The organism is Candidatus Allofontibacter sp. (assembly GCF_038145245.1).
GTDB lineage: Bacteria > Pseudomonadota > Alphaproteobacteria > Pelagibacterales > Pelagibacteraceae > Fontibacterium.
Genome location: NZ_JAYQPI010000054.1, coordinates 1 through 3406, shown reverse-complemented (window position 1 = coordinate 3406; position 3406 = coordinate 1). Strand labels below are relative to the sequence as shown.

The following is a 3406-nucleotide window of genomic DNA, read 5'->3' as shown; positions in this document are numbered from 1 at the left end:
GTGACCGAAGTTAAAAAAAATGTAGATTTAAATTGTATAATGTCTAATAGCTTTGGTTTTGGTGGAACGAATGCAACTTTAGTATTTGAAAGTATCTAATATGAAATTAATGCAAGGTAAAAAAGGATTAATCATGGGTGTAGCGAATGATCGCTCAATTGCCTGGGGTATTGCAAAAAAATTAAATGAACATGGAGCTGAGCTTGCATTTACGTATGTAGGGGATGCTTTAAAGAAAAGAGTTATTCCTCTTGCAGAATCTTTAGGTTCAAAATTTACATTGGATTGTAATGTGGAAAAGAAAGAAGAAATTGTTAAAACTTTTTCCGACGTTAAAAATAAATGGGGATATTTAGATTTTGTAGTTCACGCTATTGCATTTTCAGATAAGTCAGAATTATCTGGACAATACTTAAATACTTCTCGAGAAAATTTTTCAAGTAGTATGGTGATCTCTTGTTTTTCTTTTACAGAAGTTTGTAGAGAAGCTTCTAAAATAATGAAACCGGGTTCAAGCTTTATCACTCTAACTTATTGTGCTGATAAAGTTATTCCAAATTATAACGTTATGGGAGTTTGCAAAGCAGCTCTTGAAACAAGTGTTAAATATTTATCCGTAGATCTTGGATCTAATGGAATTAGAGTAAATGCAATTAGTGCAGGCCCTATTAAAACTTTGGCAGCTTCAGCAATCGGTGATGCTAAATTTTTATATAAATGGAATGAGAATCATTCTCCACTAAAAAGAAATGTTGATATTAATGATGTAGGTGGTGCTGCGGTTTATTTATTAAGTGATCTTGCGGCCGGTGTTACAGGCGAAATTCACTATGTAGATGCAGGTTATAATATTGTTGGTATGCCAAACCCCAAGAATATGCAGGCTTAGCTGTCTAAAGCTTGTTTAATTGATAGTTTAACTTTTCCCTTATCAAATCCTAAAACTTTAACTTTAACTTCATCACCTTCTTTTACAACGTCACTTACTTTTTCTACTCTTTTTGCTGCAAGTTCAGAGATGTGAACTAAACCATCTTGTTTGCCTAAAAAGTTTACAAAGGCCCCAAATTCCATAATTTTAACAACTTTGCCTGAGTAAATTTTTCCAACTTCTGCTTTTGCAATAATACTTTTCACCATCTCCAAAGCTTTATTTCTTGAAGCTTCATCAGGCGCAGCGATAGTTACAACTCCATCATCGCTAATATCAACTTTAGCACCGGATAATTCAACGATCTCTCTAATTGTCACACCACCTTTTCCAATAATAGCTGCGATATCTTTTTTATCGACAGTTACTTTTTCCATTTTTGGAGTATGTTTTGATAAATCTTTTCTTGAAACCTTGAGTGCTTTATTCATTTCACCTAAAATATGAATTCTACCATCTTTTGCTTGTGACAATGCTTTTTCCATAATCTCAAAAGTAATACCTGTAATTTTAATGTCCATTTGCAATGAAGTAATTCCATCTTCGGTTCCTGCAACTTTAAAATCCATGTCTCCTAAGTGATCTTCATCACCTAAAATGTCAGATAGCACTGAATAATCAGCTCCCTCTTTAATCAAACCCATAGCAATTCCAGCAACTGGCTTTTTAATTGGAACTCCGGCATCCATTAAAGCAAGGGATGATCCGCAAACAGTTGCCATTGAAGATGAGCCATTAGATTCAGTAATCTCTGAAACTAATCTAAAAGTGTAAGGAAAATCTTCTTTTTTAGGTAAAATCGAATTAACAGCTCGCCAAGCCAGTTTACCATGTCCTATTTCACGTCTTCCTGTTCCAATTCTACCAACCTCACCAACTGAAAAAGGCGGAAAATTATAATGCAACATAAATCTAGATCTCTGTAATCCATCTAAACTTTCTATTCTTTGTTCATCTTCTGAAGTTCCAAGAGTTGTGACGACAATTGCTTGAGTTTCGCCTCTTGTAAATAAAGCAGAACCATGTGCTCTTGGTAATATACCTACTTCACACTTAATCGGTCTAATATCCGCAAGTCCTCTGCCATCAATTCTCTTTTTTTCTTTAAGAATTTTTGTTCTAACAATTTCTTTTTCGATATCTTTAAACTGAGACTCAACATCAATTACACTAAATTCCTCCGAGTCTGCATAAAGCGCTAACGATTTTTCCTTTGCTAAATTAATTAATTCACTTCTTTTCTTTTTATCTGGCTCGGAAAAAGCTGCTACTAAATCATTTTTAACATTTTTTAATAAATTATCTTTTATATCTTTTAGATCTTTGGTCTCAACCACCCATGTTTCTTTTTTACATTCTAAAGCAAAGTCATTAATCATTTTAATTACTGGTCCGAATTGCTCATGACCAAATTTTACAGCATCTAACATTATTTTTTCTGTTAATCCTGATGCCTCAGACTCTACCATTAAAACTGCATCTTTAGTTCCTGCAACAACAAGTTCTAATTGGGATTCTTTTAATTGTTCTTTTGTTGGGTTTAAAACAAAACTGTTATTAATATAACCAACTTTAGAAGCTGCAACGGGTCCCATAAATGGAATCCCTGAAATAGCTAATGCAGCTGAAGCTGCAATTAAAGATAATATTTCTGGATCATTATCTTTTTCATATGAAAGTACAGTTGGCAGAACTTGAACTTCATTTCTAAATCCTTCTGGAAATAATGGTCTGATGGGTCTATCAATTAATCTGGATATTAAGGTTTCGCTCTCTGTTGGTCGTGCTTCTCTTTTAAAATATCCACCTGGAATTTTACCTGAGGCATAATATTTTTCTTGGTAATTTACTGTAAGAGGAAAAAAATCTACATCAGGTTTAGCTTTTTTTGCACCAACAGCTGTTGCTAAAATAACCGTATCACCTGAAGTTAATATAACTGCGCCATCTGCTTGACGAGCAATTTTACCAGATTCAATAGATAATTTCTTCCCTCCCCAAACAATCTCTTTCTTTACGATTTTGAACATTAAAATTTATTTTCTGATATTCAGCTTTTCTAAGATCTTTTTATAATTGGTTGCATTTGTTTTGCTGAGATAATCTAATAGTTTTTTTCTTCTATTCACCAATGTCGTTAATCCCGTATACGAATGTTTATCTTTTTTATTTTTTGCAAAATGTTCAGTTAAATATCTAATTCGCTCAGTTAAAATAGCAATTTGAACTTCTGAAGAGCCAACATCTTTAGCATGCTGTTTTAAATCTTTATAAACACTTTCTTTATTTAAAATTTTTTTTGTCATCTTTTTAATTAAACACTCTCCTAGGATAAAAAAAACCGGACTTAAGGTATCCGAGAGCAAGTGGCTTATTTAAAGCCTCAGTATAAATATTTTCTAAACTAACCTTTCCAAATTCATTAACCAAACTAACTTTCATTCCATTCTTTATTAAATTAATTCTTTCATCTTT

Annotated in this window: 3 protein-coding genes; 1 reads left to right on the top strand and 2 read right to left on the bottom strand. The window is 32.7% G+C overall.

From position 1 onward, the window contains the following. The first annotated feature begins 100 nt into the window (after window positions 1-100). Entirely contained in the window at window positions 101-889 is a 789-nt protein-coding gene (locus tag AC8IGH_RS05200; protein WP_507419656.1) for an enoyl-ACP reductase FabI, read from the top strand. Here the strand turns inward: AC8IGH_RS05200 and pnp are convergent. Together pnp and rpsO are read right to left on the bottom strand one after the other, a co-directional pair. Then, complete coding sequence (pnp, locus tag AC8IGH_RS05195; protein ID WP_507419655.1) at window positions 886-2961, bottom strand: polyribonucleotide nucleotidyltransferase; 2076 nt, start codon at window positions 2959-2961, stop codon at window positions 886-888. The genes AC8IGH_RS05200 and pnp overlap by 4 nt on opposite strands. Window positions 2962-2967: 6 nt before the next feature. Beyond that, complete coding sequence (rpsO, locus tag AC8IGH_RS05190; protein ID WP_507419654.1) at window positions 2968-3237, bottom strand: 30S ribosomal protein S15; 270 nt, start codon at window positions 3235-3237, stop codon at window positions 2968-2970. Window positions 3238-3406: the final 169 nt, after the last annotated feature.

Excerpts from the sequence above, each read along its gene's own strand:
- pnp (WP_507419655.1), bottom strand. The coding sequence starts at position 2,961 with ATGTTCAAAATCGTAAAGAAAGAGATTGTTTGGGGAGGGAAGAAATTA.
- rpsO (WP_507419654.1), bottom strand. The coding sequence starts at position 3,237 with ATGACAAAAAAAATTTTAAATAAAGAAAGTGTTTATAAAGATTTAAAA.
- AC8IGH_RS05200 (WP_507419656.1), top strand. The coding sequence starts at position 101 with ATGAAATTAATGCAAGGTAAAAAAGGATTAATCATGGGTGTAGCGAAT.